This is a genomic window from Salinicola tamaricis, from assembly GCF_003006155.1.
GTDB lineage: Bacteria > Pseudomonadota > Gammaproteobacteria > Pseudomonadales > Halomonadaceae > Salinicola > Salinicola tamaricis.
In genome coordinates, this window is sequence record NZ_CP023559.1 from 2,930,523 (window position 1) to 2,953,870 (window position 23,348).

At 63.4% G+C, this 23,348-nt stretch carries 27 protein-coding genes and 1 tRNA gene; 10 read left to right on the top strand and 18 right to left on the bottom strand.

What is annotated here, in order from left to right:
- Positions 1–85: 85 nt before the first annotated feature.
- From CN538_RS13535 to CN538_RS13545, 4 genes are all read right to left on the bottom strand, one after another.
- Complete coding sequence (locus CN538_RS13535) at positions 86–331, bottom strand: hypothetical protein (protein WP_035475968.1); 246 nt, start codon at positions 329–331, stop codon at positions 86–88.
- Positions 332–705: 374 nt separating this feature from the next.
- A complete protein-coding gene (locus CN538_RS21190) occupies positions 706–867 on the bottom strand; it encodes a hypothetical protein (protein ID WP_207233501.1) in 162 nt (53 codons plus the stop codon).
- Positions 864–1,634, bottom strand: coding sequence for a LysR family transcriptional regulator (locus CN538_RS13540; RefSeq protein ID WP_207233502.1), 771 nt, complete (start codon positions 1,632–1,634; stop codon positions 864–866). Before CN538_RS13540 ends, CN538_RS21190 begins: the two co-directional genes overlap by 4 nt.
- A 114-nt stretch (positions 1,635–1,748) precedes the next feature.
- Entirely contained in the window at positions 1,749–2,267 is a 519-nt protein-coding gene (locus CN538_RS13545) for a hypothetical protein (protein WP_106419773.1), read from the bottom strand.
- 318 nt (positions 2,268–2,585) lie between these two features.
- Between CN538_RS13545 and CN538_RS13550 the strand changes: the two genes are divergently transcribed.
- On the top strand, positions 2,586–3,221 hold the full coding sequence (locus CN538_RS13550) for a hypothetical protein (RefSeq protein ID WP_106419774.1): 636 nt from the start codon (positions 2,586–2,588) through the stop codon (positions 3,219–3,221).
- A gap of 205 nt (positions 3,222–3,426) precedes the next feature.
- Here CN538_RS13550 and CN538_RS13555 read toward each other — a convergent pair whose 3' ends face one another.
- Both CN538_RS13555 and CN538_RS13560 read right to left on the bottom strand, forming a co-directional pair.
- A complete protein-coding gene (locus tag CN538_RS13555; protein ID WP_035475974.1) occupies positions 3,427–3,630 on the bottom strand; it encodes a cold-shock protein in 204 nt (67 codons plus the stop codon).
- Between the two features lie 519 nt (positions 3,631–4,149).
- Positions 4,150–4,398, bottom strand: a complete 249-nt coding sequence (locus tag CN538_RS13560; RefSeq protein ID WP_129591373.1) for a hypothetical protein — start codon at positions 4,396–4,398, stop codon at positions 4,150–4,152.
- A 207-nt stretch (positions 4,399–4,605) separates the two neighbouring features.
- On the opposite strand from CN538_RS13560, the gene CN538_RS13565 reads away from it, so the two are divergent.
- Positions 4,606–4,827: a hypervirulence associated TUDOR domain-containing protein gene (locus CN538_RS13565; RefSeq protein ID WP_106419776.1), complete on the top strand. Its 222-nt coding sequence runs from the start codon at positions 4,606–4,608 to the stop codon at positions 4,825–4,827.
- On the opposite strand, the gene CN538_RS13570 is transcribed toward CN538_RS13565, so the two are convergent.
- Both CN538_RS13570 and hmpA read right to left on the bottom strand, forming a co-directional pair.
- Positions 4,824–5,897 (bottom strand): NAD(P)H-dependent flavin oxidoreductase, encoded by a 1,074-nt coding sequence (locus CN538_RS13570; RefSeq protein ID WP_242495113.1) that lies wholly within the window; start codon positions 5,895–5,897, stop codon positions 4,824–4,826. The genes CN538_RS13565 and CN538_RS13570 overlap by 4 nt on opposite strands.
- A gap of 95 nt (positions 5,898–5,992) precedes the next feature.
- Entirely contained in the window at positions 5,993–7,216 is a 1,224-nt protein-coding gene (gene hmpA / locus CN538_RS13575) for an NO-inducible flavohemoprotein (RefSeq protein WP_106419777.1), read from the bottom strand.
- Between the two features lie 116 nt (positions 7,217–7,332).
- On the opposite strand from hmpA, the gene CN538_RS13580 reads away from it, so the two are divergent.
- Both CN538_RS13580 and CN538_RS13585 read left to right on the top strand, forming a co-directional pair.
- On the top strand, positions 7,333–7,770 hold the full coding sequence (locus tag CN538_RS13580; protein WP_106419778.1) for an RrF2 family transcriptional regulator: 438 nt from the start codon (positions 7,333–7,335) through the stop codon (positions 7,768–7,770).
- A gap of 197 nt (positions 7,771–7,967) precedes the next feature.
- Positions 7,968–8,044 (top strand) — tRNA-Arg (locus CN538_RS13585).
- A gap of 190 nt (positions 8,045–8,234) precedes the next feature.
- On the opposite strand, the gene CN538_RS13590 is transcribed toward CN538_RS13585, so the two are convergent.
- A complete protein-coding gene (locus tag CN538_RS13590) occupies positions 8,235–8,828 on the bottom strand; it encodes a LysE family translocator (RefSeq protein WP_106419779.1) in 594 nt (197 codons plus the stop codon).
- A 140-nt stretch (positions 8,829–8,968) separates the two neighbouring features.
- On the opposite strand from CN538_RS13590, the gene CN538_RS13595 reads away from it, so the two are divergent.
- From CN538_RS13595 to CN538_RS13605, 3 genes are all read left to right on the top strand, one after another.
- Positions 8,969–9,511, top strand: coding sequence for a TetR/AcrR family transcriptional regulator (locus CN538_RS13595; RefSeq protein WP_106419780.1), 543 nt, complete (start codon positions 8,969–8,971; stop codon positions 9,509–9,511).
- Between the two features lie 979 nt (positions 9,512–10,490).
- Complete coding sequence (locus CN538_RS19995; RefSeq protein ID WP_129591374.1) at positions 10,491–10,799, top strand: hypothetical protein; 309 nt, start codon at positions 10,491–10,493, stop codon at positions 10,797–10,799.
- Positions 10,800–12,426: 1,627 nt separating this feature from the next.
- Positions 12,427–12,933 carry a GNAT family N-acetyltransferase gene (locus CN538_RS13605; protein ID WP_106419782.1) on the top strand — a complete coding sequence of 169 codons (507 nt, stop codon included), beginning with the start codon at positions 12,427–12,429 and terminating at the stop codon, positions 12,931–12,933.
- 54 nt (positions 12,934–12,987) lie between these two features.
- Here CN538_RS13605 and CN538_RS13610 read toward each other — a convergent pair whose 3' ends face one another.
- Positions 12,988–13,524: an HPP family protein gene (locus CN538_RS13610; protein ID WP_106419783.1), complete on the bottom strand. Its 537-nt coding sequence runs from the start codon at positions 13,522–13,524 to the stop codon at positions 12,988–12,990.
- A 193-nt stretch (positions 13,525–13,717) separates the two neighbouring features.
- Between CN538_RS13610 and CN538_RS13615 the strand changes: the two genes are divergently transcribed.
- Both CN538_RS13615 and CN538_RS13620 read left to right on the top strand, forming a co-directional pair.
- Complete coding sequence (locus CN538_RS13615) at positions 13,718–14,620, top strand: methyltransferase domain-containing protein (protein WP_106419784.1); 903 nt, start codon at positions 13,718–13,720, stop codon at positions 14,618–14,620.
- Complete coding sequence (locus CN538_RS13620; RefSeq protein WP_106419785.1) at positions 14,617–15,621, top strand: methyltransferase; 1,005 nt, start codon at positions 14,617–14,619, stop codon at positions 15,619–15,621. Before CN538_RS13615 ends, CN538_RS13620 begins: the two co-directional genes overlap by 4 nt.
- Here the strand turns inward: CN538_RS13620 and CN538_RS13625 are convergent.
- The gene (locus CN538_RS13625) at positions 15,605–16,849 is read right to left on the bottom strand and encodes an EAL and HDOD domain-containing protein (protein WP_106419786.1); all 1,245 of its coding nucleotides are present in this window, start codon (positions 16,847–16,849) and stop codon (positions 15,605–15,607) included. The two genes, CN538_RS13620 and CN538_RS13625, sit on opposite strands and share 17 nt — an antisense overlap.
- A 107-nt stretch (positions 16,850–16,956) precedes the next feature.
- Complete coding sequence (greB, locus tag CN538_RS13630; protein WP_106419787.1) at positions 16,957–17,490, bottom strand: transcription elongation factor GreB; 534 nt, start codon at positions 17,488–17,490, stop codon at positions 16,957–16,959.
- A gap of 171 nt (positions 17,491–17,661) precedes the next feature.
- Between greB and CN538_RS13635 the strand changes: the two genes are divergently transcribed.
- Positions 17,662–18,303, top strand: coding sequence for a tetratricopeptide repeat protein (locus tag CN538_RS13635; RefSeq protein WP_106419788.1), 642 nt, complete (start codon positions 17,662–17,664; stop codon positions 18,301–18,303).
- 208 nt (positions 18,304–18,511) lie between these two features.
- Here the strand turns inward: CN538_RS13635 and CN538_RS13640 are convergent, their stop codons facing one another.
- The 6 genes from CN538_RS13640 to CN538_RS13650 form a co-directional block, all read right to left on the bottom strand.
- Positions 18,512–19,426, bottom strand: coding sequence for an HlyD family type I secretion periplasmic adaptor subunit (locus tag CN538_RS13640; RefSeq protein WP_207233503.1), 915 nt, complete (start codon positions 19,424–19,426; stop codon positions 18,512–18,514).
- Between the two features lie 270 nt (positions 19,427–19,696).
- Entirely contained in the window at positions 19,697–20,029 is a 333-nt protein-coding gene (locus CN538_RS23075; protein WP_277985175.1) for an ATP-binding cassette domain-containing protein, read from the bottom strand.
- On the bottom strand, positions 19,951–20,442 hold the full coding sequence (locus CN538_RS23080; RefSeq protein ID WP_242495116.1) for an ATP-binding cassette domain-containing protein: 492 nt from the start codon (positions 20,440–20,442) through the stop codon (positions 19,951–19,953). Before CN538_RS23080 ends, CN538_RS23075 begins: the two co-directional genes overlap by 79 nt.
- A 144-nt stretch (positions 20,443–20,586) precedes the next feature.
- Positions 20,587–20,820 (bottom strand): 6TM ABC transporter family protein, encoded by a 234-nt coding sequence (locus CN538_RS21200; protein ID WP_207233505.1) that lies wholly within the window; start codon positions 20,818–20,820, stop codon positions 20,587–20,589.
- 153 nt (positions 20,821–20,973) lie between these two features.
- Positions 20,974–21,837 carry a type I secretion system permease/ATPase gene (locus CN538_RS21205; protein ID WP_207233506.1) on the bottom strand — a complete coding sequence of 288 codons (864 nt, stop codon included), beginning with the start codon at positions 21,835–21,837 and terminating at the stop codon, positions 20,974–20,976.
- Positions 21,834–23,312 carry a TolC family protein gene (locus CN538_RS13650; RefSeq protein ID WP_164999606.1) on the bottom strand — a complete coding sequence of 493 codons (1,479 nt, stop codon included), beginning with the start codon at positions 23,310–23,312 and terminating at the stop codon, positions 21,834–21,836. The genes CN538_RS21205 and CN538_RS13650 overlap by 4 nt, the downstream gene beginning before the upstream one ends.
- Positions 23,313–23,348: the final 36 nt, after the last annotated feature.

The following is a 23,348-nucleotide window of genomic DNA, read 5'->3' on the forward strand; positions in this document are numbered from 1 at the left end:
AACTTGCGCGTCTCACCCGGCCCCGAGGCGACGTAGAACTCGTGGAAGCCGCAGATCAGACACGGCTGATCATTACTGACGCGGCTCACGCCGAACGCCGGGCGGTCGAATCGTTGAGCGCCCGGCTGGAGCGTGCCATCTGCAGGATCAACCCGCGTGACAGATTGAGCGCATGCATGGGATAGGAGACACCGTGGGTATCGGCGTAGTGGCCGCAGGTGTCGATGAATTCACCGCAATCGGTGCAGGTGATTTCGTCCCAGTCGTGGGCGGTATCCGGGGCGATGGCGTGCTGACTTCCACAGCGGGTGCATGAGATCTGGTATTTCATGACTTCCCTCCTTGGCGCTGAGAGTGGACTTCCGGTGTCCAGGGGGTGGCGTCCTTGCCGGTCCGGCCAGTGCGGGGGAGGCTGGCCTTCGGGACATCCTGTCCGTGTGTGACACCCTGAATTTGGCATAACCCGCAAAACTGTACAAGGTTTTTTTAAGGTACAACTCTGGGTCAGCTTATGTGATCTGTGTCATGGCGCAGTACGGCATCTTTGCGGCCGGGAGGCGCTGGCCGTAAGCCGTGACATTCACGCTAGCGCTCGATCTTTGCACATCGATGACAGACCGGTGTCAGTCGGCCGAGCGCCCTCAGAGAGAGTTTCTGAAGAGGATCTGTTGAGAAGGTCTTTGAAAGCGATCTGCTGAGACGGCCTCAGGAGGCCGGCGGCGGTGCGCCGAGTGGGCCCATCTCGCCATTCAGAATGGTGTCCAACAGCGCCTGGGCGCAGCCGGGCAGCACGCCCTCGTCACGAATCAGCAGAGTCCGCTCACGGTAGGCCCAGGCATCGCCGAGATGGCGTACCTGCAGCTTCATGCTGGCCTGATAGCGCCGCGCGCAGGACTCGGAATGATCCCCACGCCGACTCCGGCTTCGATCATGCGGCAGGCCGATTCGAAGCCGAACACCTGAATACGCACCGGCAGCGGCAGACCGAGCTCGAGCGCTTTCACCTGCAGAAAATGAAACAGCGTGCTGCCCTCGTGGAGCCCGACGTGGGGGAAATCCAGTGCATCCTCGAAGGTCACCGCGTCGCGGCTCGCCAGTGGGTGCTCCCACGGGGTGGCCAGAACCAGCCGGTCTCGACTGAAGGGTAGCGAGCGCAGCCGCGGCGGCACCTCCATGCCCACCATGATGCCGAGAACCCCCATGTCGGCGGTGCCGTCGAGCACGCCGCGAATGATATCGCTGGTCATGCGCTCCTGCAGGTCCACGGTCACGCCAGGGCGGGTGGCGAGAAACTCGGCCAGTACCTCGGGCATGAACTCGATTACCGCAGTGGTATTGGCGAAGATGCGCAGATGCCCGCTGGCGCCATCGGCGTAGGCGGAAAAGTCGCTCTTGACCCGCTCCACCTGGCGCAGGATCAGGCGTGCATGATGCAGCAGGCGTTCTCCGGCGGGCGTCAGCTCCACACCCTGAGCGCTGCGGTAGAACAGACGACTATCGAGCTGCTGTTCGAGGGTCTTGATCCGCCCGCTGACCGCGGCGGTGGAGAGATGCGCGCGGCTGGCACCGGCGGTCAGGCTGCGTGCCTCGGCGACGTGAACGAAGATACGAAGATCGGCGAGATCGAAATGCATGGCGCTCGGCGTCGCTGGGGAGTGACAGGGCAGACGAGTATAGCGCCGTGGCGGGTGGGCACGAAATGTCGCGGGTAATACCGGGGGCAGCTCTCTGCCCCCGGTGTGGGCCTGTCAGATCTGGCCCAGGTAGCGCAGATTGCCGCGCTGCGCTGGCGGTACGTCTTCGAGCAGCACCACGTTGAGCTTGTGCCCGTCGTCACTGGTGGAGGAGACCGCGGTTCCCAGGGTGGCGTCCACCGCTTCCGGGCTGAGCGAATACATCTTGCCCGAGAAGGGGTCGACCACGAACCAGCCGATCAGACCGCCGAAGACCAGGTTGCCGGCCAGATACCAGCCGTTGGGCGAACTGCTGATGTTAAGCGTCAGCGGCGCATAGCCGGGCTTGTCGAGAGTTAGCCGATAGTCCTTGCCGCCCCAGTAGGAGCCATCGCTCTTGGCCAGGGTCACGGTGGTCGGTGTCTGACCCTCGAAGACCTGCTTGCCGGTCTCGTCGACGATGGCGATATGCGCCTGTGACGGGGTGCTGGAGATGGCGATCGTCTGATTGCTGTCGCCGACGATGGAGGCGCAGCCGGTCAGTGCGAGAGTACCCAGTGCGAGTAGGGCGGAGAGCGTGGCTTTAAGCGTCACGTAGAAGGTTCCCTTTTTGCTTTTCTTGACGGCGTATCGGTATTGGCCGTCTCTTCGATTCATCAGGCGCTGATTGAAAGCCGCTCTTGAAGATCGGTGGCCACCTTAATGAAATGACCGCCTATTGTAAATATAAGTTAACGTAAGTAAATGGCGTGTGTTGTTGTAGGACATTGGCCATTGACAGCCCAGAAAGCCCGGTACGACGGGGCGGATGCTGATATTGCGCGAGCACCTGGCAAAGGACCACATAGGTTATCGTGGCGCTCGGTGGAGAGGCCCTAGAGTGGCGGCACTTTCATAAGGAGGTGCCGATCCATGGAGTGGTTCGCACACAACAGCCGGGCAATTACCGCCGTGAGCAGCCTGCTCACGCTGTTTGTCTGGGTCTTTTATGCACAGATTCTCTACCGCAATTTCGCGCGCACTCGGCGGCCCAGGATCATCATCAACCGAGGACATGGCAACGGCCTCGGAGCGCGCTGCTTGATCAGCAACATGAGTTCCGAGCCGATCTTTCTGGAGCACGTGATCGTCTCCCTGCACACCAGTGAAGGTTGGTTGACCAAGGATCTGATCGACGAAGAGGTCAGCTATCTGCGAGAGGCGGAGTCCGACAGCCAGCACGTCTCCAGCCAGGGGCCGATGCTCTCCGGCAGCTTCAGCCATATCGGCACCTTTCGCGCGATCATCCAGCAGATCTGCCGCAACCATGATCTCGACTTCGCCCAAGGGCAGACCAGTAACGGCGCCAAGCTGCACCATCTCGATGTGCGGGTGGTGGCGATCTATGGCAGCGAGGATCATCCCATTGGTGCGGCTCGCCGCTTTCGTATGGAGCAGAAGGAGGGCGAAGATGTTTGCATACTCGTGCCGGTCTCCATCGATACCAAGCGATATGCCAGCCGGCTGCAGCGTTGGCGGGTGCGCCAGTGGGTTCGTCGCCTCGACTGAGGTGGAGGATCGTGCGAGCGGGTGGCATCAGAAGAAAGGGTATGGATGACGCCTGAGACTACCGCAGGTATCGATCGGGGCAGGGGGTAGGGCGAGGTTCGAGAGGGAGAGTGGGCGGATGGCAATATACCGCCCAAACGCAACGAAGCCCGCAGATGCGGGCTTCGTCGATGCTATCTTGCGCCGTAGCGCAGGGCTAGCGAGATCAGAGCGGCTTGATGTTGGAAGCCTGCAGACCTTTTTTGCCTTGAGTCACGTCGAAGGAGACTTCCTGGCCTTCCTGCAGCGACTTGAAGCCGCTCGCTTGGATTTCAGAGAAGTGCGCGAACAGGTCGTCGCCGCCTTCAGACGGAGTGATGAAGCCAAAGCCCTTGGAGTCGTTGAACCACTTAACGGTGCCAGTTGCCATGTGTCGAATTCCTCAATACGTGAGCTTGCGCTCAAAAGTTGCCGGGTAATACCCGAATTAGTGGGCAAAACAAGGGGATATAACCAGGCTACCGATTGACTCGACTGCGACTGACAATATGCGACTTGCTACCTACCTGCCTCAGGGTGCGGCCTTGCGGCCGAAGTGTCAAACGATATTTTCACTGAAGCGAGAAAATATCGGCACAGGCCCCTACGCGCTGAGGCGAGGGGGAGGGCTGCCGCTGGCAGTGACATCCCCACACGTCGCATCGCCTACCAAGGACTCAAAGCCACGTAGGGGCTCAGCGGCTGGCGCCCGCGCTCTGTGCGCTGCGGAGCCCATCGGTGGTCTGGGGAGCGTTAGTGGCACGATTCGCGCCAAAAGCGGCGGCGGATCGCGAGCGCCCTAACTGGCGGTGAGCATTGCAGCGCTCGCAGACAGCGCGCTCGGGTGCGAGCGCCACATCGAAACGATCGTGGCCGCAGACCCAGCACCTGACATCGAGACGTACCGTTGTCATGCCGCTTCTCGCATGCCGATGAGGCTGGCATCGCCCGGCTCCTCACGCGCCATGCGCACCAGCGTCTCGACGGAGAGACTCAGCGTGTGCAGGCGGTGGTTGCGTGAACCGAAAGCGGCGTTGTGGTCGCGTGTGGCGATGAACTCGCCGCAGCCAACGCAGATGATCTCATCCCAGTCCTGGGCGGCGTCATTGGAGTGGCCTTGGGTATGGCCACAGCGGTGACAGGCAATATCGTGTTTCATGTTGGGGCCTTCCTCGGCATCCAGCCGTCGGTCTTCCTGACCGGCGGTACTCAAAGGTGGCAATCCTTGCCAGGCGGTTTCAGCATCCGATGCTGACTCCAGAAGCCACAATCCTTGCGGCGTGACTGCAGAGTGGCACACTCCCAAAACTTGTACAAGTATAATTAGGAGTACAATTCGTGCAGAGCTGGAAACGGAGCATTGGCGATGTCGACGTCGACCTTCAAGCAGCGTGAATGGGTCAAGTGGAAATGGGGGCCGAACTGGGCCGAAGGGCAGGTGACCAAGCGTTTTCACGAGTCGGTGACGCGCAAGCTGCAGGGCAGCGAGGTCACGCGCAAGGGCTCCAAGGCCAACCCGGCCTACCTGATCAAGCAGGAGGATGGCTCGCGGGTGCTGAAGCTGCACAGTGAACTGGAAAAAGCCTAGCCCCGGCTGGCCCGGCGCCACTCTGCGGCGAGCGTCTCGATCAGGGCCGCCACCGGTAGCGCTCGTGCCCGGTCAGCCTCGGCGCCCGCCCACTGGGCGCCGTAGGTGCCATCGCCGTCGGCCTTGGCGGCAGCATTCAGCGCCTTTCCCAAATCATAGGCACAGGGATAAGCGGGTATCTCACCCGCGTGCGCGTCCCGCGCCCAGACCGTGAAGCCGTTCTCCAGGCAGCGCGCCGGGCGTCCGGAAATGGCACGGGTCATCACGGTCTTGCCCCCCGCTGCCAGGCGTTCACGGTAGGCCGTGTCCGCGGCGCTCTCCGGGCAGCCGATAAAGGCCGTACCCAACTGTGCCGCGCTGGCTCCCCAGGAGAGCGCCCGGGCGATATCCATGCCATCCATCAGTCCGCCCGCGGCGAGGATCGGTAGCGTGGATTCCGCGACCAGCCGACGCGTGAGCACCTCGGTGGAGAGGCGTTCATCCTCGGCGTCGGGGTCGAAGATGCCGCGGTGCCCACCCGCTGACCACCCTTGCGCGATGATCGCATCGAGACCGCTGGCGGCGATCCGGCGTGCCTCGTCCAGGGATGTCGCGGTGGCCAGCAGCAGGCAGCCTGCGTCGTGTAGCGCCTCGATCTGCGCTGGCGTGGGTAGACCGAAGTGGAAACTGACCACGGCAGGGCGGGTCTCCAGCAGGATCTCCAGCATCTCCGGGTCCAACTGGAAAGGGCGATAGATCTCCTCCAGCGCTGGCGGCGGCGAGCTGCCGAAGGTCTCGAACAGCGGCCGGGCGCGCTCGATCCAGCGCGACTCGACTTCGGTGTCGCGTGCCGGCGCTGCATGGCAGAACAGGTTGACCTGAAAGGGGTGTACGGTCAGCGCCTGGGTGCGGAGGATCGCCGCACGAGCCGCTGCTGGGGTCGAGGCCCCCAGGCCCAGCCCGCCCAGCGCGCCGGCATTGGAGGCCGCCGCCGCCAACTCGGGGGTGGCCGTGCCGGCCATGGGCGCCTGCAGCAGCGGGAGCGCCAGCGCCTGAAACAGCGCCTGTGTCGAAGCGTATCGTGGGTTCACGGGTCACCTATATAGCTGAATCGTTTACCTTCACTGAGTCCTTCCGTCTCCCCGGCCTTTCTCTTTTACCCGGTCTTTCAACAGACACGGCGGGATCAGCTCGCCAGCACCTGCCCTGGGCCGAAGCACTCGTAGTGGCGGTTCTCCGCACTCACCCCCTGTTCGGCCAGCAGCCGGTCCAGCGCGCGCATCATCGGTAGCGGCCCGCACACATGGTAGCTGGCCGCCGGATCATCCACCCAGGCGGTGAGATCTGCCGCCTCCAGCAGACCCTGCTTGATTCCGGCCACCGAGTCGGCGGGCACACCGGCGCGCGGTTCGTCGTAACACAGATGCAGCGAAAAGTTGGCGTGTGTCCGAGTCAGTTCCGCCAGCTCTTCACCAAAGGCGCGTACACCGGCGTGCCGGGCAAGCTGGATCATCACCACGCGTCGCTCTGGTGAGGCGGCCAGGGCGGCATGCGCCATCGAGATCAGCGGAGTGATCCCCACGCCACCGCCGATCAGCACCACCGGGCGGGCAGGGTCTTCCGGCAGCGTGAGTTCGAAGGTGCCATAGGGCGGTGTGAGCTCGACCTGATCCCCCTCGGCGAGCGTGGCGTGAATCTGTGGCGATACCTGGCCTGCTGGCTGCTCGGCGTTACCCGTCTCGTGCTTGATGCTGAGACGGTAGGTCTCGCTACCGGGGGCATTGGAGAGGCTGTACTGGCGCATGAGCCAGTTGCCTGCCGCATCCGTCAGCCGCAGGGTCACGTATTGACCAGCTGCGTGGGTCGGTAGCTTGCGGCCGTCGCTCGGCGCCAGATAGAGGGAGACGATATTCTCGCTCTCCATCTGGCGGCGTACGATGGTGAACGCCAAAAAGCCGGCCCAGCCTTGGGTCTCGCGCTGCTGAGTGTAGAGTTCATGCTCTCGGCCGATGAATACCGCTGCCAGCTGGGCGTAAGCTGCCTGCCAGGCATCAAGGATCTCCGGTGTGGCGGCATCGCCCAGAACCTCCTGGATCGAGGCGATCAGGTTCTCACCCACGATGGGATAGTGCTCCGGGCGGATGGTCAGCGAGGCATGCTTATGCGCGATCACCTCCACCGCCGGCGCCAGCGCGGCCGTATCATCGATATGGCGTGCGTAGGCCAGGATCGCCCCCGCCAGGGCCCGTTGCTGCGCGCCCTCGCGCTGATGCGCGGGATTGAAGTAGGGCTTCACTTCGGGATTGTGCGCGAACATGCGAGTGTAAAAATGGCGGGTCAATGTCTCCCCATGAGCCTCGAGCACGGGAATGGTCTGCTTGACGGTGGCGATCTGGTCTGGACTGAGCATGGTGACTCCCCGATGGCGGGTAGGGCTGGCGGCTGGCACCAGTGTTGTTTAATTGGTATGCAATCTACCAATTTAAATTGGAGTATCATTTACCACTTTATGACTGTCAAGCGATCATGAAACTCACCACGCACACCGACTACGCGCTGCGGCTGCTGATCTATCTGGCGATCCGAGGCGATGACATGCCCGCTACCGTGCAATCGGCGGCGGGCCACTACGGTATCTCTGGGCACCATCTGGCCAAGGTCTCGCAGACGCTGGTGCAGCTAGGCTATGTCGCCAGCCTGCGCGGGCGGGGCGGTGGCCTGCGCCTGAATCGCCCGCCCGAGGAGATCAATATCGGCGCGCTGATTCGGCAGACCGAGAACCTCGAACTGCTGGAGTGCTTCGGGCCCAACTCGACCTGCCCGATCGACCCCGCCTGCCGGCTCAAGCGCGTGCTGTGGTCTGCCCAGCAGGCCTTCATGCAGGTGCTGGATGGCTACGTGCTGGCAGACATGATCGAAAACCGCGAGGCGCTGCGGCTGCTGATCTCCGGCGACGCCAGCTGAGGCCGCCTACGAGCGCGCCATCGCTGGATAACCGATGGTGAACTTTGCGGCCTGCTCGGCACTCGCTGAGTGCCGACCCATCTGCCGTACAGCCCGGGCCGGTAGCACTCGGGCCCACAACGGGTTTATCTCGGAGAATCCGGCGCTTATACTGTGCGCCGCTTGGAAACAGCGGCGCCATGCCGTCTCGCCACCACGCCCCCGTAGCTCAGCTGGATAGAGCGGCCCCCTCCTAAGGGGCAGGTCATAGGTTCGAATCCTATCGGGGGCACCAAGTGACCTTCCTCGTTGTCCCACTTTTTTGCTATCCGCTAGGCGCCACCAGACTCGGCATACGCAAGGTATGGAGTCAGGTATGGCTCTCCGTTCGACGCGCAGCCGTATACCCACGTGCCGCTAGGCATCCGAAAGATCGAATCGACCAAGTCGGATCGGCCATGGCTTTCTCGGAAGACGGATGGGGCTCAACTCTGTATGAAGGCCCAGAAGACAGCGCCGATCATCAGCAGGGCGAAGGCGAAGCGTAACAGTCTGGAGAAGAGAGGGCGCTGCACAAGGGGCCGGATGGCGCCGCCGACGCACATCCAGAAGATATTGGTGAACACGGCAACCGTCAGGCACACCCCCATGGTGGCCACATAAGCGATGGCCGCTGGCGAGATCGGCAGTAGAAACTGCGAGTAGATCACCAGTAACACCGCGTAGGACTTCGGGTTGAGTACGTTGAGCAAGACACCATCGCGCATCGTCAGGCGGGCGCCTTCGGCTGCGCGGGTGTCGAGTGGCGTGGTCGCAATGCGGTAGGCGAGGTAGAGCACATAGAGCCCGCCCACGATCTGTAGTGTCAGCTTTGCACTCGGCCAGGCTGCCAGTAGCGCCGCCAGACCCAGGGCAGCGGCCAGCATGGATATCGCCAGCCCGGTCAGAATGCCCACATAGAGCGAGAGCGTCTTGCGCACCCCAAAGGTGGCGGATGTCGCCACGATGGTCATGGGGCCCGGCCCCGGAGAGCCGAACAACAGCATTGCCGTCATGGCGAGCGTGGTGAGTGGCGACATGGGCCTTCATCTCCGAGTGCGGTCTCTCGCAGCGACACCGGCCATGACATGCCATCGCCGTTCGGAACCGATCAGTACCGTTTGCGTAAGACGGTACTGATCATTACCATCCTGTGTCAATCTCACAGAAGGGATAAGCCATGGCGACACAGGCGCGTGAACGACTGATAGCGACGGCTGAAGCGCTCTTCTATCAACGCGGCATCCAGGCGGTCGGCATCAGCGAACTGATCGACGCTTCTGGCGTGGGGCGTGCCTCCTTCTACCGTCACTTCGATAGCAAGGACGCCCTGGTGCATGCCGTACTACGCCACCGCAATGAGAGGGCCCTGGCCGCCTTCGAGGCAGCTCTTGCCGGCAGCGATGGCTCGCCGCTGGGTGTGTTCGACGTGGTCGCCGAGCGCTACGGGCAGGCCGACTTTCGGGGCTGTGCCTTTATCAACGCTATGGTCGAAGCCGCCGACCGTGGCAGCGAGACCCACCGCATCGCCAGAGCGCACAAGCTGGCTCAGATCGAGATCATCGCTCGCCTGCTCGAGCAAGCCGGCCACTCACCGAGCGAAGAACTCGCCGGCGATTTTCAACTATTGATCGATGGTGCGGTTATGGGCGTGCTACGCGAGGGCAATCTCGAACCGGTCGAGAGAGCCAAGCAGATAGCGGCCAAGCTGCTGAGTCTGTAAGCATCACTTCGCTCGTCGTGATGGTTCTCTCACCATGCCCAGCCCGAGATAGGGGCGGGGCGTTATAGTTTCGGCGCGCGCCCCAGGCAAACCTGGGCCGCGCTGATGGCCGATCTCTACCCTTGGCCAGCGTCGACCACTCCCCGCGCCAATCTCATCCCGCCACGCACGATCAGAGCCCCGCCCGGCCCGTGCGCTAAAGGAGGCAGCAATTACGCGACTTCCGACAGCCCATAAGATGCGCCACCACTGACGTCCCGAATATTGGGTGGAGAAAAGAATTTATATAGATATCTGCAACATTTCTCCCTAAGCCAATTTCGAGAAGGACATATCTGATTGCGACATGCGACCAAATGACAGGGTGCGAGGGTGTTCCTAATAAAGACAGAATTGTGCTAAATGTTACCGTATGGCAACAAAGGGATCGGCGATGATCGCTACTTGGTGTGCCAATCGCAAGGTTTCCACGTGCGGTGCCGGCGCGCTGTCGACTCTCGCCCTCGCCTGCGCGCTGCCTAGTACCTGTTAAGCCGAGATAAACCAGAAATGAAAGCGAGGGGCCACATGAGAGACTTGCTCATTCAAGCAATAAATGGACGAAACTACATATCATTCACTTACAGTGGGCTGGAACGCGAAGCACAACCAGCAGCCGTGGGAGTTTCCCGAGCCGGTAATTCTGTTCTTCGCTGCTATCAAATAGCAGGAGGTCATGTGACGCCTGGCCACGAGTGGGATCTATGCGAATTAAGTAAAATCACCAATCTAGAAGTATTGGGAAAGACGTTTTTTTCGAATCCTCCGGGCTATAAACGAGGAGATCGCCACATGACGCAGATCTATGCTGAGCTATAAGGCCCGGAGTAAGGCCTAGTAAGGTAGTGTTGTCGCCGTTGCGCGGCTGAGACGGATTGCGCTCCGCTCCAGTCGCTCCAAATCACAACGTTAAACGTAATTTATAAAACGAGGAGGGTGTATGTCACCAAGCTATAAATTTCCAACACCAGAATCATGCAAGCTGAAAGACAACGCGGTCTTATGTACTTCAGATAGAATTCTGGCGCTTTACAATCAATCGACTGGGAAGTCACAAAGACGAATAACTCAGCCCGTTAAAGACTGGTTCGCTGCAGAGGCGAAACTTAATGGTTGGGCCGGAGGACATTTCCTGCCAGAGGTTCAATCTGGCCACGGAGCTGGTTGTGTTTTTTTTGTTCCACCACGAGAGGTAAATGTCTCGATCGAGGTAACAGAGAAAATGCTCATTCTCAATGCGGATGACTAGTAGTTAACAGTAGAAGGTGGCGGGCGCGAAATGCGCGCCGCTGCTTTCGGTATTTTATTAGGGAGATCGAATGGTTAGTCCAATAGCTTTGCAGCTGCAAGAGTTAGCGTCCGATAGCAGCAATAACCTTGCTGGCGTTCTTCGAAAGGCGCTTCTAATCTCCTTGAAACTCGGGTTTGACGAATTTTGAGCTTGGGTGACTTTAGAGCTTAACAGCTACAGTGATCCCAGTAGCATTCACTCTCACCTTTAAATCTTGGCCGAATTAAGGGTGATAATTCCTTTTTATGTAATAATCCTCTTCACTGTCAACGATACGGAGATGCTCAACGCGTTATCGGAAGCTGAAGTATCGGAGCCGGTCGATTCTCTTGATTAAGTTGTGCGCAACAATAAAGGTAGTCGAGTAACTTTTCCTTTTTTGTCTGAGAAAAAGCAATAATAATGAAAATGCAGCCCGGGTCCGCAAAGCTGAAGCCAATACGGTGCTGGGTGCTAATCAAATAGCATGAGTTTATAGGAAGTTCGAGCTAAGCTGCTCGGCTGGTCATTTAGTATTGATGCAAAAGGCATGCCTGGCAAGGGGGCGCAGGAAGAAAAGCAAAAATATTTCAATAGTTCTTCGGTAAGTATCAAAAGTTTTCAAGGAGTATTCGGTGACGTCACGGGCAGCTCGGTTTTACAGCAATTGAGCATGACGGTAACTCCTGGTAATTCCGAGTCGTTAGCCAACTATCTTCGAGGGCAAGAAGTCAGAAGATTCTGATGTTGACGAAATTTGAAGTTGCTGTTCGTTCCGACCCCGATAGACCACCTGCTGGTAGCGACTTTGGGCCAGCAGTAAGCGGATGGGTCGCCAAGATGGTCGCTAAAGCTGCGGGCGGCGGTTGGGGCGTTGGCATCGCTGTAGCATGCAATATTCTTGGTTCGGCTATTTCGAAATTTTATGGCGTATGAAATATAGCGAGGCGCTGCGGCTGACCGCCTAGAGCGCTTCGGGCGAAAATGGAACTCAGGCGTTATATCGGCTCCAGCTTAATGTCTACTCCTAGCCGTGAGCCGCCAGCCCTATCGCGCTGTAACGAATTAGGTAGCCCCATGAGAAGCCGTATAAGAATGTACGGTATATCAAGTGGTATGCTAAAGCTGTCATTGTATGGGTTTTTCCTTTTCTAACAGTCGCTTAGTTTAAAGAATCGAATCCTATCGGGCGTCTGCTCAATAATAATGTGCGGAATGCTCATGCACACCGAGCAGCGATGGCGTTTAGCAATTCGGCTACCGACCTTCTCTGACGCTGCACCTACCTTCCCAGACTGCTCGCCCTTGACCGGCTCCCACTGCGCCATCGAGCGCGCAGACCCCGCTCGGCAAGCGGCCCCAGGCGGCTTAGGGTAGTCATCGACCCTCGCCTTGTGCGAGATCTCTTACAAAGTTGGACCAGATAGTCTTAGAAAACTGGTCCTATGGCGGGCGGTCAGATTCGTTATCCTGTGTGGGTGCCCGATTGGGCCTGCGTTTGAACCCGGCCCCTTGGGCCGGGTATTTTCGTTTCAGCCCCGCAAACCTCTAACCGGCTCGATAACGCCCGCAGGGGCAGGCTGGATCTCGAAAAGGCCCGCCCCCCATGACGCTGACACTCGTTCACCCCACGCAAGCGCACCAGTCGGCCTTTCTGGCCGCCGTTCGGCACAGCCAGCCACTGCTGGATGGCTGGGTCTTTCCGCCGGCAACGCCGCAAGCCTACGCCGATTTTCTCTCCCGCTACGCGGCGGAGACCCACGTGAGCTACCTCGCCATCGCCCCCGATGGCAGCCTGATCGGCTGCGTCAATCTGAATGAGATCGTCCGCGGTGCGCTGCAATCCGCTTACTTAGGCTATTACGGCTTTACGCCGCACCAGGGCCGGGGATGGATGAAGCAGGCGCTGGGCGAGGTGATCACCCGTGCCTTCGATAGGCACGGCCTGCATCGGCTGGAGGCCAATATTCAACCTGCCAACCGCCGCTCGATCGGTCTGGTGCAATCCCTGGGCTTTCGCCATGAAGGCTTCTCGCCGCGCTACCTGCGCATCGATGGCGAATGGCGCGACCACGAGCGCTACGCCATCACCGCCGAAGAGTGGGGTGTTTGAGAGAGATCCGCAGATGCGCTCGTCATCTGCGGTTTGGGAAACGTCTGGGCTGCCTCACCACCAGTGCTGCGGATAGCGCCGGTGCCGGGCGAGGTTATTGATCACCACCGCCACGCTGAGCATCAGGATGCAGCCGAGGCCGACCGGGAAGAAGGCGTAGATCCAGCCGAGCTGGTGCAGGTCCCCCGAGCCGATCACCGCGATCAGCGCCGTGGCGCCGCCGGGCGGGTGCAGGGTGTGGGTGAGCTGCATCAGCAGGATGGCGGTGGAGACCGCGACCGCGGCGGCGATCCAGCCATCCCCCAGTACAGACCAGGTGACGAAGCCGCAGAGCGCCGAGAGCACGTTGCCGCCGAGCACATTGCGCGGCTGGGCCAGCGGGCTCTCCGGCGCGGCGTAGAGCAGCACCGAGGTGGCGCCGAATGAGCCGACCATCAGCAGCGGATGAGCCTGGGCCGCCTGGGTGCTGAGCCAGCCCACGCCGGCCATGCCCAGAAAGGCGCCGAGCCAGGACCACAGCGCGTCGCGCCAGTTGGGGGCAGGGCGCGAGACCGGGGCGCCTTTCATCTTGCTCAGATATTGCTTCACCATGGGGTAGGTATCGCCATGTGTGGGTTCACGGGTGGAATCGAAGGCGCGCTATCTTGCCAGCTCGTGTCGATGCGGGGAAATACGCCTTGGCAATAGCCTCATGACCGCCGCGCCGGGACGCCCGCCTTGGGCATTGCTACAATGCCCGGCTTTCCTGGATGCAGGGCTCGCCCGTTCATGTTCGACCTTTTTCATGTCTGATCGCGCCGATAGTGCAGTTGGCCTTCATGGCAACGATGTGCCGGTGGCCCAGGACCGTATCTTCGATGGTCTGGCCGACAAGTTCGCCTCCAGCCTGTATGCCACCGCGCGCGGACGTATCCGCCTGGCGGTGCTGACGCCGCTGCTGGAGCAGGCGCTGCCGGCGGAGGGTTCGGCGGCGCTGGACGTGGGCGGTGGCCTGGGCCAGATGAGCGCTTGGCTCGCCGCGCGGGGGCACCGGGTTACCCTGGCGGAGCCCTCCGCCGAGATGCTGGCCCGGGCTCGAGAGACATTGGCGCAAACCCCGTCGGATATTCCGGTGCAGCCTCTGCAGGCGCCGCTGCAGGCGCTCGGCGAGCTTGCCCCTGGGCCGTGGCCGCTGGTCGTGTGTCATGCGGTGCTGGAGTGGCTGGCCGACCCGGAAGCCGGGCTGCGCCAGCTCGCGGCACTGCTGGCGCCGCAGGGGCGGCTGTCGCTGATGGTGTTCAACCGCGATGCGCTGCGCTTCTCCAACGTGGTCAAGGGCAATCTCGACAAGGCCCTGGAGGATCGCCTGTCCGGCACCGGTCAGCGCCAGCGGCTAACGCCGATCTCGCCGCTGACACATGCCGATATCGTGAACTGGTGCGAGGCCTGCGGGCTCGAGATCGAGCGTGTCGCCGGGGTGCGCATCTTCCATGACTACCTGCGCGAGCGCGAGCCCAGCGAGGCCGACCTGACCAAGCTGATTGCGCTGGAGCGCCGCTACTGCGAGACCGAGCCGCACTGGCGTCTGGGCCGCTATCTACACTATCTGATTCGCCCCGCGGGGTCGGCCGAGGATCGCCGGCTGACCGCTGCGTCTGAGCGGGGCGAACACCCCCGAGACGCGCATCTTCAAGGAGAGAGCCGATGAAGGCACAAACGCCCCCGTGTGAACTGTTGGCGCGCCAGGACGCGGACTACCGCGGCTGGCTGTGGGTGGCGCCACCGCGGGATAGCTGGCTGGAGAGCGGCGAGGGCGTGGTGTGGAGCGCCGATCTCGGCGTGGTGAACGCGTGGCGTGCGGCGGGGCGCGAGGCCCATGCGGGGCTGACGCTGCCGCCGCTGACGCCCCCCGGTGCGGTGCTCTTCTGGCCCAAGAGCCACGCCCTGGGCGAGTGGTGGTTACGCACCCTGAGCGCGACCCTGCCCGCCGGCACCCCGATCCAGATCGTCGGTGAGCATCAGGGCGGGATCAAGCGTGTGCCCAAGGTGCTCGCGGCCATGGCGCACGCCTGCCGCAAGCTGGATAACGCTCGTCGCTGTACCTTGTTCGCGACCGAGGCGGGAGAGGGCGCGCCCGACCCGGAGGCCGGCTGGGAGCAGTTCGAGACCCACGGGCTGTTGCTGGCTACCCACCCTGGGGTGTTCGGCCATGGCAAGCTCGATGATGGCACCCGGCTGCTCCTGGAGACGCTGGAAACACTCGCCGACCGCGGTGAGCTGCCCGGTGGACCCACCCTGGATATCGGCTGCGGCGACGGCATCCTGGCGGCGTGGCTTTCGCGCCGTGGCCAGGCGGTGACAGCCACCGATGTCAGTGCCTTTGCGGTGGCGGCGACCCAGCGCACCCTGGCGCTCAATCAGCTTGCGGGGGAGGCACGCCAGAGCGACGTGTTCCAGGCAGTGCCGGAGCGCTTTGCGCTGATCGTCAGCAATCCGCCGTTCCATCAGGAGCGGGCGGTCGACTATGGCCCGGCGGCGCGCCTGATCGAGGAGGCGCCGGCGCATCTCGAGACTGGCGGGGTACTGCTGCTGGTGGTCAATGCCTTTCTGCCCTATCCCGACTGGCTGACGGCGGCGTTCGGCGAGTTCGAGACCCTCGCCGATGATCGCCGCTATCGGGTCTACCGTGCGGTCAAAAGCCGCCGCTAGCCTGCAGTTCGCCGACGAATTTCAGCGAGCGCTGGTTGGCGGCGCTGACGTCGATGGGGCGGATGCCGAGATCGCGCAGGCGTGTCCAGGGAATGTCGTTCCAGTCGCCGTGCTCCAGCTTGATCGCGGTGTCGAGTAGCGCGCCCAGCGGACCTTCCTGCTGCAGCAGGGCGGCGTTGATCGAGGCGTGCAGCGGCAGGATGGCGACCAGGTCCTTCAGCGGGCGATCGAAGAACGCCTCCAGGTAGGAGAACAGGCCGACGATGAAGGCACGTTCGGAGAGCTGCGGGTCCTCGATCGCCAGCTCCCGGCACAGGCTGGCCCGTGTCAGCGCCAGCTGGCGCAGCGAGTGGGGTTTGTCGTTCAGCTCGCTGAGCGCCAGCAGCGTGGCCAGGCTGCGGACGCGCTGAGTGCCGATCAGCGTCACCGCCTGGTGCAGCGAGTCGATCTCGCCGGCGCGCTGGTACTGCGTGGTATTGACCAGGCGCAGCAGGCGCATGCCGAGCGCCGGATCACGCTCGATCGTCGCGGCGACATGGCGAGTACTGATATCGGGCTGATTGAGCTCGGTGATCAGCTTGAGAATGGTCAGGCGGGCGGTGGTCACCGGCTTGCCGTGAACGATCTGCGGGCGTGCCAGGAAGTAGCCCTGAAAATAGTCGCAGCCGGCGGCCAGGCAGTGTTCCAGCTCCGCTTCGGTCTCGAGCTTCTCGGCCAGCAGCTTGAGATGCGGGTGGTGTCGGCGCAGCAGGGAGATGATCTGGTAGAACTCCTCATTGGAGTAGTGCGGGTACTCCAGCTTGACGACATCCACCAGCGGCAGGAAGGGGTGGGTGGCATCGTGCTCGGTATAGTCGTCCAGCGCCAGGGTGAAGCCCTCGGCCTTCAGGGCGATGAGCCGCTGGCATACGGCTTCGGTGCAGGGCGTGTCTTCGAGGATCTCCACCACCATGTGCACGTTGTCGAAAGGAATCTCGCCGGCCAGGGTATCGGCGGTGAAGTTGACATAGAGCTGCTTGCCCTGGCCCACGGTCTTCAGGTCGCCCTGGGTGAAGGCGTTGAGCAGCACCGTGCTGGTGGCGCGGTTGCCGTCGAACGGCAGCGGCATGGGGCCGCCGTCGGTGGGGCGGAACAGCAGCTCGAAGGCGACGATCTCGCGCGAGCTGTCGAAGATAGGCTGACGCGCGAACAGCACCGAGGTCTGATGAGGGTCGGAGAGCGCTGACATGGCAAGCTCCTCATGAGTGTCGGGCCTGGCCGCCGCCGCCCCTGCAGGACGTCATATCGGCCGTTGCTGATCAATTTGAAGGCGGCTCTATCTAGTAGGGGCCCGACTCAGCCGGGGGCGTAGTCGATCGCCGTGATGATGTAGTGGGTCTCGCCACCCGGTGCGGCGACCACCACGTCGTCGTCCAGCGCCTTTCCCAGCGCCGCCTGAGCCAGCGGGGCGTCGATACTGATCCAGTGCTTGTCGGTGTCGGTCTCGTCGTGCCCGACCAGACGGATCGACAGCGCCTCACCGTCATCGTCCTCTAGGGTGACGAAAGCGCCGAAGTAGACCTTGCCAGTGTCTGCGGGCAAGCGATCGACCACCTGCAATTCATCGAGGCGCTTGCGCAGATAGCGGATTCGCGCGATGACGCGATTGAGTTCTTTCTTGTTATAGGTGTAGTCGGCATTCTCGCTGCGGTCGCCCAGCGCGGCGGCTTCGCCAACCTTGGCCGAGAGCTGAGGGCGCTTGACCCGCGAGAGATGGTCATGAATACCCTGCAATCGAGCATAACCCTGGGGTGTGATCAGGTTGCTCTTTTTCTCCTGGCGCGGATCCGTCTTGGGATCGCGCCAGCGGGTCATGTTGCGTCCTTGCATGCGTTGTCTCTGGAGGGGGCTGACAGTGGCTGGCTATCTAGATTAACGCATCGAACGGCGCCGCGACCACGCGCGTGAGATCCCTCGGCGCCGCATGCGACTAAAACACAATGGCCGTGCATTCAAACGCTCGTTAGATTTTTCCCAGGATCGCAACCGGAGCGACGACTCATGCCACGCTTTGCCAAGACGATGATGGGCATCACCGCTGGGGTAGTGCTTAGCGCGGGGCTGATCGGCAGCGCCGCAGCCCAGCAGAACGAACTCTTCCCGCTGATGCAGCGCTGGGGCAACGTCGAGTACGAGATGCAGGGGGATGCCCAGCAGCGTGCATTCGAGAGCCTGGTCAAGGAGGTCGATGCGCTGGCGCAGCGCTACCCCGATAATGCCCATGTGCTGACAGCGCAGGGCGTGGTCCTGGCCTCCTACGCCAAGGCCAAGGGTGGCCTGGGGGCGCTGGATCTGGCCAAGCAGGCGCGCAAGTCGCTGGAGCGGGCGATCCAGATCGATCCCCAGGGCGAGAATGGCTCGGCCTATGTCACGCTTGGCGCGCTCTATCAGCACGCGCCGGGCTGGCCCATCGCCTTCGGCGACGACGACAAGGCGGGGGAGCTGTTGAAGCGCGCCGTGGAGATTCGCCCCGATGGCATCGATACCAACTTCTACTATGCGCAGTACCTGGAAGATCAGGGCCAGCACGCCGAGGCCCGTCTGTACGCCGAACGGGCTATGGAAGGGCAGGCGCGCAAGGGTAGAGCTTCGGACGAGGCGCTGCGCCAGGAAGTGCGGCAATGGCTGGCGCGGCACGGCTGAGCGGTTCGAGTCACGCGTCTCTGGCCGCGGCTCTCGCACCTCGGGTCTAGACGCGTCGATCTCGCACTTCCTTTCCAGAACCTCAGCTCTTCAAAAGCTCAGCTCTTCAAAACCCCAGTTCTTCAAGATCTCTGCCCTGAAAACCTCGCTACCCGAACCGGGAGCCGTCGCTACCGACGCCTCCCGGTTCGCCACCGTGTGGGGCGGGTCAGTAGAGCTTCGCCTTGAGTAGTGGCTTGAGCAGATAGTCCATCACGCTGCGTACACCGGTCTGGATATCCACTTGGGCGATCATGCCGGGGATGATCGGCAGCGCCTCGCGGCCGTGATCGAGCGAGCCGCTGTCGGTGCGAATATAGACCTTGTAGTAGGACTCCTTGCCGCGCGGCGTCTCCTCCTCGATGGTGTCGGCACTGATCTGCTCCACGCTGCCGCGCAGGTCGCCGTAGATGGTGTAGTCGTAAGCGGTGATCTTGACGCTGGCGGGCATGCCGGGGGCGAGAAAGGCGACGTCGCTGGGCTGGATCTTGGCTTCGATCAGCAGCCGGTCCTCGAGCGGGATCACCTCCATGATCGTCTCTCCCGGCGGTACCACGCCGCCACGCGTGGTGTAATTGATGGCGTTGACCCGGCCATGCACCGGTGAGCGGATCTCGGTGCGCTCGAACTGATCGCGCTTCTGCACCAGCACCTGCTCGAGGGAGGCGAGTTCGCCTTTCTTGTCGGTCAGCTCGGTGTAGGCATCCTGCACGTAACTGTTCTGGATTTCGGCGCGCTTGCCGCGCAGCGAGGCGATATCCTGGCGCAGCTGTAGTGCCTCCATTTGACTCACCGCCTGACGCGCCACCAGCGGCTCGATCAGCTCGAGCCGGCGGTTGGCCATGCCGATCTCATGCTCGAGCGAGGCGGTGGCAGCACGCAGCTTGTCGCGCCGGGCGCGAAACAGCTCGCGCTCTGACTGGGCCAGCGAGCTGTCCGGGTCGATCTCGGTGGGGAACTCGATCGCCTCGCGTTCGAGCACCTCCGACTGCAGCCGCGCTACGGTCGCCTGCAGCGCGACCACCTGATTGCGGGTCTCGCGGTAGGCGCTTTCGAAGCGTGTGCCGTTGAGCTGCACCAGCACTGGCCCCGTCGACGATATCCCCCTCCTTGACCGGGATGCGCGCGATGATGCCGCCCTCCAGGCTCTGGATCGTCTGGATGCGGCTGACCGGTACCACCCGGCCCTCGCCATGGGTGACCACGGCGATCTCGGCCCAGGCCGCCCAGCCGATGAAGCTCGCCAGCGCCAGCAGCACGACCCACAGGGTGGGGCGCGCCAGCGGGTGGCGCAGGCTCTCGCTGGGGTCCCCCAGTTCGCGGCGCAGGCGTGCGTCCTCGTAGTGTGTCGACATCAGCTGGCCTCCCGTTTACCCGCGACCTGGTTGCCCGACACCATTTGCTCGATGCTGCCCTGGTTGGCGAGCCGGCCGTCGCGCAGCACGATAGCCCGCTCGGTGAGCGCCAGCAGCGGCCGCTTGTGGGTCGAGACGACCAGCGTGCGTCCGCTCATCCAGCGCTGCAGAAACGCCACGGTGTGCTTCTCGCTGGCCTGGTCGAAGGCGGCGGTGGGCTCGTCGAGCAGCACGATACGCGGATCCTGCAGGATCAGTCGCGCCAGCCCGATCGCCTGGCGCTGGCCGCCGGAGACGCTGCCGCTGGAGGCGATCGGCAGCTCCAGCCCCAGCGGATGTGCGGTACGAAACGGCCCAGGCCGACCCCGTCGAGGGCCTGGAACAGCTCGTCGTCGCTGTAGCCGCCGCCATCCAGGGTGAGGTTGTCGCGTAGGGTGCCGTAGTAGAACAGCGCGATATCCTGAGGCAGGTAGCCGATGGCACGGCGCGGTCGGCGGTGTCGATCTGTGCCAGGTTGACGTCGTCCAGCACACCGGCCACCCTGCGGTTCGGCGAAGCCGGAGAGCAGCCGCAGCAGGGTCGACTTGCCGGCGCCGTTACCGCCGAGCAGCGCCACTCGGGCGCCCGCTTCCAGGCGTAGCTCCGGAATCTGCAGCGCCGGCGGGGCGTCTCCCCGTGGCGCACCACGATCTCCTCCAGACGGTAGTCGCCTGTGCAGGTTTGCGCACGCGCTGGCCGCTGCCACTCTCGGTGGGCGCCCGCATCATCTCGTCCAGTCCTTCTATCGCTGCTTTGACGTGCTGCCAGCGTGCCAGCAGGGCGCTGGTCTGGGCCATCGGTGCAATTGCCCGTGAGCCCAGGATCGAGCAGGCGATCAGCGCGCCGATGGTCATCTCGCCAGCGCTGATGCGATGACGCCGACGATGACGATGCCGACATAGCCGAGCTGCTGCAGCATCGAGGCGGCGTGGCCGAGCAGCTGGTGGGTGGCGCGCAGGCGGATCGAGGCGCTGGAGAGCTGCGCCGAGAGTGACTCCCACAGCGCCAGGTTGCGCCCTTCGGGCGGGGTCGCCTTGAGCGTTTCGAGCTGATCCAGTGACTCCAGCAGAACGCCGTTGCGCACCGCGCCCTCGCGCAGGTTCTCCCGCGCCAGACGCGCCGATGACGCTGCGCAGCAGCCCGGGAAGAATCATCCCGCGATGGCGGCCACGGGTACCCGGCTACGGGCCCACCGATCCAGGCGATCAGCAGTACGAAGACCAGCACGAAGGGCAGGTCACTGATCGCCCCGGCGGTGGCCGAGGTGAAGAACTCGCGCACCGATTCGAACTCGCGCACCTGGCTGGTGAAGGCACGGTGGAGGCGGGTTTGGCCGCCCAGCTTGAGCCGGGTCGCTGGGCGAACAGGCGCGAGGAGGGTGAGATCGAGACGCTTGCCGATCACCTCGAGCAGGTGGGCGCGTAGCCCCTTGAGCACGAAACTCCAGCACCACCGCCAGAGCCACCCCGCTGGCGAGCACCCAGAGGGTGTCGAAGGCCGCGTTGGGCACCACGCGGTCGTAGACCTGCATCGCGAACAGGGCGGTCGAGATCGCCAGCAGATTAGCGGCCAGCGCGGCCATGCCCACTTCGGCGTAGGCTGGCCAGCAGGCGCGCAGCGGCCCCTTGAGCCAGTGCTCGGGGGTGGCCTTGGCGAAGCCCTCGGCGCGGTCGTCGTGGCGGTGGCGCGGGCGGGCGAAGACCGCCAGGCCGGCGTAGCGCGCCTCCAGCGTCTCGCGGCTGAGCGTCTGGATACCGCCGCCGGTCTCGGGGATGGCGACCTCGGCGCTGGCGTCGTCGAGGGTTTCCAGCAGCAGCGTGCTGCCGTCATCGAGCAGCAGCAGCGCCGGCAGCAGGGTGTCCGGAGACCGGCCAGCGGGCGCGACATCACCCGCGCGCTGACATCCGCGCGGCGTAGCGCGCGTGGGACCTGCCAGCGGCAGCTTGCCCTGGACCAGCGGCAGGCCATCGCCGAGCTGGCTGACGGAGGTCGGGCGCTCAAGGCGCGCGCAGAGCAGCACCAACCCGTCGCGCAGCGGGTCGCTGTCGGCGCTACTGTTGCTGTTGGTGCTGTTGGTGTCGTTGACGCTATCGGCGGTCATGGCAGGCTCTCCCGGCGCATGGCGCCATCACTCCCGGCGGCTGCCGCGCTGGCGGTGGGTGGCAGCGGCAGGGCGTTGGCGATCAAGGGATGAATCAGGCCGAGCTGGGCGGCGGCGCGATACTCGATGCGCTTCTGCTGGCTCTCCACGTCGATCAACTGGCGGCGTGCGTTGAATGCCTCCTGGCGGATCGTCAGCAGGTCATTGATATCGCGCAGACCGACACCGAACTGATCCTGGTAGAGCGTGCCCACCGAGTCGGCTTCTCGCGCCTGCTCGACGAGCACTTGCTGGCGCTGGCGATAGACCTCGGCGTTCTCGATCAGGGTCAGGACTTCGCGCCGAATCTCGCGGCGGCTTTCTTCGATACGATAGGTGGCGGCCTCGAGACGCTGACGCGAGGCCTTGGGCCGCTCGAAACTGGCCAACCCTTGCAGGGTATCCATGCGCAGGCGCAGGCCGATCACCGAATCGTTCTGCAGGTCGCCACCGATCTGGCGCCGCTGCAGTGAGCCTTCGAGATTGAGCTGCGGCTTGAGCGCGGCCAGGTCTTCATCGAGGGTCGCTCTGGCCTGCGCCGCCTTGGCCTGCGCCTGGCGGTAGGCGGGCGCCTGGGCGATCCAGTCGTCCAAGGTGCCGCTGGCCTCCAGCCGGCGGGTCAGCGTGGCCGGGTCCGGCGCGGTGAGGTCGTCGGCTGCCAGCCCCACCAGTACGCGAAACTGGCGCCGGGCGTCGGCCAGCTCGCCGGCGGCGGTGATCCGGTCATCACGCGCCTGGGCCAGGTCGAGCGCCACCCGGGCGCGCTCGCTGCGGTCGGTGTAGCCCTGCTGGCCGCGGGCCTGGGTCAGCTCGTCGAGTGCCGTGAGGCTGTCGATATAGCGCTGTGTCAGCGTCACCCGACGCTGGGCGGCGAGAATATCGAGATAGTTTTCGGCGATCTCGAGCGCGGCCTTCTCCTCGGCCACGCCGAGGGCCCGACGGGCCTCCCGGGCGGCGGCATCGGCATTTTCCACCTGGCTCTCGACACGCCCCCAGTCGTAGAGCATCTGACGGGCCGAGGCGTCGTAACCCCACTCGCGGAAGGGGAAGTCCTCGGGCCCGGCGGAGAGGCTCAGCTCGGGGTAGTAGCCCCAGCGGGCGATATCGACCTCGGTACCCGCGCTCTCGAGATCGGCCACGGCGGCGCGTACCGATGGGTTGATCGCCAGGCCGCGGCGGATCGCCTCGGCCAGGGTCAACCCGGCGGGGGGCGATATCGGCTGTACGTCCGCCAGCGGGGGCGTCGGCGTCCCGGCCGCGACCGGTGACGCCGACCACGCCGGCGCCGGCAGGGTGATGCGCGGCGGCGTGGCCGAGTGCAGCGACGTGGCCTGCCACCAGCCGGCGTGGCTGGCCGCTGCCGCTGGCGGTGTCAGGCTCGCCAGCAGCAGCAGCGTGGAAACGGAAGACAGTCCCCGGTGTCGGGGAGCTGCCACGAGGGCGCGTCTCGCGCATGGCGCCATGGCGCGGGG